Raw genomic sequence first — 6,594 nt, 5'->3', positions numbered from 1 at the left:
GACAGTTCCAAGTGGTCGGTCATCGAGGCGGGCCTCAAGTGCGTGCAGGGCAAGCCGGTTGTGAACTCGATCAGCCTGAAGGAAGGCGAAGAGGAGTTCCTGCGCAAGGCGACCGTGATCAACCGCCACGGCGCGGGGGTCGTCGTGATGGCGTTCGACGAGCAGGGCCAGGCCGACACGGCAGACCGCAAGGTGGCCATCTGCGCGCGGGCCTACCGAATCCTCACCGAGCAGGTCGGCTTCCCGCCCGAGGACATCATCTTCGACCCGAACATCTTCGCGGTCGCGACCGGCCTGGCCGAGCACAGCGGATACGCGATGGCTTACCTCGAGGCGTGCCGGCGGATCAAGCAGACGCTCCCGCACTGCCTGGTGAGCGGCGGCGTGAGCAACCTGTCCTTCTCTTTCCGCGGCAGCAACCGGGTCCGCGAAGCGATGCACTCGGCCTTCCTCTACCACGCCATCCAGGCGGGGATGGACATGGGGATCGTCAACGCCGGCCAGCTCACCGTGTACGACGACATCCCCGAGGAGCTGCTGGTCGCGGTGGAAAACGTGCTGTTCGACCGGCGGCCCGACGCGACGGAGCGGCTCACCTCGCTGGCCGAGCGCTACTCGGGTTCGGCCAAGGCCCGGACCGTTGACCTGGAGTGGCGGCGCCATCCGGTCGAGAAGCGGCTGGCGCACGCGCTGGTGGAGGGCATCCTCGACCACATCGACGAGGACGTGGAAGAGGCCCGGCGGAAGTACGCGCGGCCCATCGAGGTGATCGAGGGCCCGCTGATGGACGGGATGAACACCGTCGGCGACCTCTTCGGCGCGGGGAAGATGTTCCTGCCTCAGGTCGTGAAGAGCGCCCGCGTGATGAAGAAGGCGGTGGCGATCCTCATCCCCTACATCGAGGCGGAGAAGGCCGCGTCAGGCCAGGAGCAGCGGGCCAAGGGGAAGATCGTGATGGCCACGGTGAAGGGAGACGTGCACGACATCGGCAAGAACATCGTGGGCGTGGTGCTGCGCTGCAACAACTACGACGTCGTCGACCTGGGCGTGATGGTGCCTTCGGCGAAGATCCTGGAGACGGCGCGCGCGGAGCGCGCCGACGCGATCGGACTCTCCGGCCTCATCACACCGTCGCTCGACGAGATGGTGCACGTCGCGAAGGAGATGGAGCGCGAGGGGTTCGAGGTCCCGCTGCTGATCGGGGGCGCGACGACATCGCGGATGCACACGGCGGTGAAGATCGAGCCACACTACCACGGGCCGACGGTGCACGTGCTCGACGCCTCGCGCAGCGTGGGGGTGGTGAGCAGCCTGCTGAGCGCCGAGCGGCGGGAGGCTTTCGCGCAGGGCGTGCGTACCGAGTACGTGGCGCTCCGCGAGGCGCACGCGGGCCGGCGCGCCCGAACTCCCACGCTCACGCTGGAGGAAGCGCGCCGCAGGAAGTGCCGGATCGCGTGGGCCGGCTACCAGCCGCCGCGTCCCGCTTTCCTGGGCACCAAGGTCTTCGACGACTACTCGCTCGGAGAGCTGGCGCGGTACGTCGACTGGTCGCCGTTCTTCGCGACTTGGGAACTCAAGGGCCACTATCCGGCGATACTCGACGACCCGGCGAAGGGGACCGAAGCGCGCCAGCTGATGAATGACGCGGAGGCGCTGCTGGAGCGCATCGTGCGGGAGAAGCTGCTCCGGGCGCGGGCGGTGATCGGTCTTTTCCCCGCCAACGCGGTCGGCGACGACGACATCGAGGTGTACCCGGATGACGATCGCCGAGCGGTCCGCGCCGTGCTGCGGGGGCTCCGGCAGCAGAACGAGAAGCCGCCCGGCCGCCCCAACCTGTGCCTGGCCGACTTCGTGGCGCCGAAGGACAGCGGCATCGCCGACTACGTGGGCGCGTTCGCGGTCACCGCCGGCGGCGGGACCGACGAGCTGTGCGCCGAGTTCGAGCGGCAGAACGACGACTACAGCAGCATCATGACCAAGGCGCTCGCCGACCGCCTCGCCGAGGCGTTGGCGGAGCGGATGCACGAACGGGTTCGCAAGGAGTTCTGGGGCTACGCTCCGGCGGAGACGCTGGCCGGCGACGACCTGGTCAAGGAGCGCTATCGCGGCATCCGTCCCGCGCCGGGTTACCCCGCCTGCCCCGACCACACCGAGAAGCGCACGCTATTCGCGCTGCTCGACGCCACGGAGGGCGCGGGCATCCGCCTCACCGAAAGCTTCGCGATGTGGCCCGCCGCGTCGGTGAGCGGCTGGTACTTCTCGCACCCGGAGGCGCACTACTTCGGCGTCGGCCGGATCGGGCGGGACCAGGCGGCGGAATACGCCCGCCGCAAGGGGATGGAAGTCGCGGAGATCGAACGATGGCTCGGTCCCAACCTCGCATACGAGAGCGAGCCCGCGGAGCTGGCGGTCCGGTGAGCCACACCCTGCGCGACCTCATCGCCGACGGCCGCGCCCACGTCTTCGACGGGGCGATGGGCACGATGCTCTACGCCAGGGGCGTCTTCATCAACGTCTGTTACGATGAGTTGAACCTGAGGTCGCCCGAGTTGGTGCGCGACGTGCACAAGGCGTATCTGAAGGCCGGCGCCGAACTGCTCGAGACCAACACTTTCGGCGCGAACCCCGTGAAGCTCGCGCACTACCAGCTCGCGGACCAGACGCGTGCGATCAACCAGCGCGCGGCCGAGATCGCGCGCGAGGCCGCGGACGGCCGCGCCAGCGTCGTCGGCGCCATCGGCCCGCTGGGCGTGCGGCTCGAGCCGTTCGGCGAGACGGGACGGGAAGAGGCGTTCGCGTTCTTCCGGGAGCAGGCCGAAGGACTCCTCGCAGGCGGCGTGGACGGGTTCATCCTGGAGACGTTCGCCGACCTCGACGAGATCCACGAGGCGCTGCGGGCGGTGCGCGCCACGGCCGACCTCCCCGTGATCGCGCAGATGACGGTGGGCGAGGACGGCAGCACCGCCTACGGCACCGACGTCGAGACCTTCACGCGCGCGCTCGACCAGTGGGGCGCCGACGCGATCGGCGTCAACTGCTCGGTCGGCCCGCAGGGCGTGCTCGAGGCGATCGAGCGCATGGCGAAGGTCACCACCCGCCCGCTCACGGCCCAGCCCAACGCCGGCCTGCCGCGCGCCATCGGCGACCGAAAGATCTACATGGCCTCGCCGGAGTACCTGGGGACCTACGCCAAGTTCCTGGTCGAGGCGGGGGCGAGGTTCGTGGGCGGCTGCTGCGGCACCACGCCGGAGCACATCAAGGAAGTGGCCTCCTTCGTGGTCAGCGTCTCGCCGCGGCAGAGCGTGGCGGTCAAGGGAGGCGCCGTGGAGGCCCCGGCCGGCGTCGAGCCGGTGCCGCTGGCCGAGCGCTCGCACTGGGGGAAGAAGCTGGCGGCGGGCGAGTTCCTCACCACGGTGGAGATCGTCCCGCCCAAGGGCGTGGACCCCTCGCAGATGCTGGCCAGTGTCCGCCTGCTCAAGGGCGCCGGCGTTGACGCTGTCAACGTCCCCGACGGTCCTCGCGCCCAGAGCCGCATGGGCGCTCTCATGACCGCGCTCCTGATCGAGCGCGAAGTCGGCATCGAGACGGTGATCCACTACTGCTGCCGCGACCGCAACCTGCTCTCGATGCTCTCGGACCTGCTCGGCGCGTCGGCGCACCACCTGCAGAACCTGCTGCTCATCACCGGCGACCCGCCCAAGATGGGGCCGTACCCCGACGCCACCGCCGTCTTCGACATCGACGCGATCGGGCTCACCAACCTGGTCAACCGGCTGAACCACGGGCTGGACCCGGGCGGCAACGCTATCGGCCGGCCGACGTCGTTCGTGATCGGCGTGGGCGTCAACCCCGCCGCCGTTGATCTCGACCGCGAGCTCAAGCGCTTCGCGTGGAAGGTGGACGCGGGGGCTGAGTTCGCCGTCACCCAGCCGGTGTTCGACCCGGAGCAGCTCGAGCGCTTCCTCGCCCGAATCGAGGAGTTCCGCATCCCCATCGTGGCCGGGATCTGGCCGCTGGTGTCGCTGCGCAACGCGGAGTTCCTGGCCAACGAGGTGCCGGGCGTTTCGGTGCCTGACTCCGTGATCGACCGGATGCGGACGGCGCAGGACAAGGGCAAGGAGGCATCCCTGGCGGAGGGCGTCTCTATCGCCCGGGAGATGCTGGCGCGGGTACGCCACATGGTGCAGGGGGCCCAGGTTAGCGCGCCCTTTGGCCGAGTCCCGATCGCGCTCGAGGTATTTGGCTAAGTCTTTGAACGTGCGGGTTCTTGCATCCCTCTGCCGAACCCTGCAGCACTTACCCTTGCCCATGAGCCCCCTACTCCCCACACTTAGGGATTGCAGTCGTCGGCGCGGCAAGCACTTACGCCCTCAGGGCTCTGGCGGAACGAAGCTTGCTACCCCTGAGAGGGACAGACTTCGAGGCGATGCGGATTCCCAGGTGCGAGGCGGGATGTTGGCACCGGTCACGGACAGGCTTCTCCATCATCGAAGCGGTGATGGTGCTCCTCGTGGTCGCCACGGTGGTGGGTGCGCTCACGCCGTCGGTGATCCGGCAGATCACGCACGCCCGGATCAACCGCGCCGCGAACGTCATCGCGGCGGACTTCTTCCTGGCGCAGTCGCTGGCCGGCCGGCAGCACCAGCCGGTCACGATGCTGTTCAGCCCCGGCGCCAAGACCACGACAGTGACCGACCCGGGATCGGGGACGACGCTCTACACCCGACGCTTCGGGCCGGAGTCGGAGTTCAAGCTGACGACCTTCACCGCGACGCCGGCGTCGGTCCAGGTACTGCCGAACGGCATGACCACCGCCTCGGTGATCGTCAGTATCGGGGACGCCAGCTACCAGAAGCAGATCCGCATGACCCGCGCGGGGCAGATCCGCATCATCGACTGAGCGCCGGCCGCTCCGGCTTCTCGCTCATCGAGATCATGATCAGCGTCGTCATCTTCTCGGCCGTGATCCTGAGCCTCGCGGGCCTGGCGTTCCAGGTGGCGAAGCACTCCACCCGGGCCACGGATCAGGCGCTGATGATGTCGGTGCTGCTGAGCAAGGTGGACCGAGCCTCCACGGTGGCCTTCGACAGCCTGCCCTCGATAGCCGGCTGCGACACGACCATGAGCGGCATCGTGATGATCCTGGGGTGCACGGGGGTGACGGTCCTCTCGCCGCGGCTCGACAGCATACGCGTGTCGGTGGGCACCTCGATCGCCGGCGCCCGCCCCGACACCATCTTCATGAAACGCGGCAAGCCGCGCCAGCCGGTGCCCCTGAAGTCATGATGACCCGCCGCGGTTTCTCGCTCGCCGAGCTGATGGTGGCCATGGCGATCGCCGGCATCATCGGCGCGGCGCTCACCCGGCTCGTCATCAACCAGGCCCGCTTCGTCGGGACGCAGGACGCGGTGATGCAAGCGCGCGCTGGCGCGCGCGCCGCGCTCAACGTGATGACGTCCGAATTCCGGGCGGTGAGCGACAGCGGCCTCGTCGCGGCCAGCCGTGACTCCGTCACGATCCGCGTGCCCTACGCCTTCGGCATCGCATGCGCGCAGGTCGGAGGCGCGACGATCGTGAGCCTGCTCCCCGCCGAGAACTCGACATACAGCGGGGCCACGATCAGCGGCTACGCCTGGAGAGATCCGATCACCCTCGCCTACCGGTTCGTCAAGCCCGCGACCGTGTCCAGCACCTCCATGACGCCGTGCGCGGACTCGGGAATCACGACGCTCGCCGCTCCGGGATGGGCGGCCAGGGCCGTCGCGGTCGCGCCGAACGTGCTGGCAACGCCCACCGGCTCGCTCATCTACCTGTATCAGGAGATTCGCTACGCGTTCGCGTCTTCCGCCGAGCTGCCCGGCCGGCTGGCTCTCTGGCGCACGGTGATCACTACGGGCGTGAGGGATGAGCTGGTGTCCCCGTTCGACACCAGCGCCAGCTTCCAGTTCCTGGTGGGGTACACGCTCGCCGTGCAGACCTCGGCGCCGGCGGACCTCAACACGGTAAGGGGCCTCAGGGCCAGGCTGGTTACGGCGAGCGAGGATCTGCCGGCGGGCCGGACCGTGCCGATGAGGTTCGACCTCACGACCAACATCCTGTTCCGAAACAATGCGCAGTAGCCCGCTCGCACCGGCGCGCGGCTTCGTGCTGCCGACCACGCTCCTCGTGACCACGCTCCTCACGGTGATGCTGACGGCGGCGTTCATCCTCGTCTCGGCGGAACACCGCACCACGGACAACTCGCTCGCCGGCGCGCGGGCCTTGTCGCTGGCCCAGGCAGGACTCCAAAGCTATCTGGCCGCCAACCGGGGGATCGGCTCGACCACCACCTACGACTCGGTCCGCTACACCGTCAGTGACGGCTACTCGGACGTGGTCGCCCAGCGGCTGCGACCGGCGGCCGGCTCTTCCATGGCGGTGTGGGTGATCCGCGCGAGCGGCTACTCGACCGAGGCGCGCCTCGGCGGGCTGACGCAAGGCAAACGCGTCGTCGCGCAGCTGGCGCAGTTAAATCCGGGGATCCTCCCCGCCCGCGCCGCGCTGGTCAGCGCCAACGGCACCCAGATGATCGCGAGCGGGGCGAACCCGCTCTCG

Annotated in this window: 6 protein-coding genes; all 6 read left to right on the top strand. The window is 69.0% G+C overall.

Annotation, left to right across the window (positions count from 1 at the left end; genetic code table 11):
- On the top strand, positions 1-2,418 hold a 2,418-nt coding region (metH, locus tag Q8Q85_12535; protein ID MDP3775083.1), incomplete at its 5' end, for a methionine synthase.
- Positions 2,415-4,247, top strand: a complete 1,833-nt coding sequence (locus Q8Q85_12530; GenBank protein ID MDP3775082.1) for a bifunctional homocysteine S-methyltransferase/methylenetetrahydrofolate reductase — start codon at positions 2,415-2,417, stop codon at positions 4,245-4,247. The genes metH and Q8Q85_12530, both read left to right, overlap by 4 nt.
- A 248-nt stretch (positions 4,248-4,495) precedes the next feature.
- Positions 4,496-4,900 (top strand): GspH/FimT family protein, encoded by a 405-nt coding sequence (locus Q8Q85_12525; protein MDP3775081.1) that lies wholly within the window; start codon positions 4,496-4,498, stop codon positions 4,898-4,900.
- Between the two features lie 35 nt (positions 4,901-4,935).
- On the top strand, positions 4,936-5,286 hold the full coding sequence (locus tag Q8Q85_12520) for a hypothetical protein (GenBank protein MDP3775080.1): 351 nt from the start codon (positions 4,936-4,938) through the stop codon (positions 5,284-5,286).
- On the top strand, positions 5,286-6,119 hold the full coding sequence (locus Q8Q85_12515; protein ID MDP3775079.1) for a type II secretion system protein: 834 nt from the start codon (positions 5,286-5,288) through the stop codon (positions 6,117-6,119). Before Q8Q85_12520 ends, Q8Q85_12515 begins: the two co-directional genes overlap by 1 nt.
- The coding region (locus Q8Q85_12510; GenBank protein MDP3775078.1) for a hypothetical protein at positions 6,109-6,594 on the top strand (486 nt) is incomplete at its 3' end. The genes Q8Q85_12515 and Q8Q85_12510, both read left to right, overlap by 11 nt.

The sequence above is a fragment of the Gemmatimonadales bacterium genome (assembly GCA_030697825.1).
Lineage (GTDB): Bacteria > Gemmatimonadota > Gemmatimonadetes > Gemmatimonadales > JACORV01 > JACORV01.
The sequence above is the reverse complement of the archived record's forward strand: the minus strand, read 5'-3'. Positions and strand labels throughout refer to the sequence as shown.

Coding starts and splice junctions, on each gene's coding strand:
- Q8Q85_12520 (MDP3775080.1), top strand. CDS start 4,936: ATGATCAGCGTCGTCATCTTCTCGGCCGTGATCCTGAGCCTCGCGGGC.
- Q8Q85_12515 (MDP3775079.1), top strand. CDS start 5,286: ATGACCCGCCGCGGTTTCTCGCTCGCCGAGCTGATGGTGGCCATGGCG.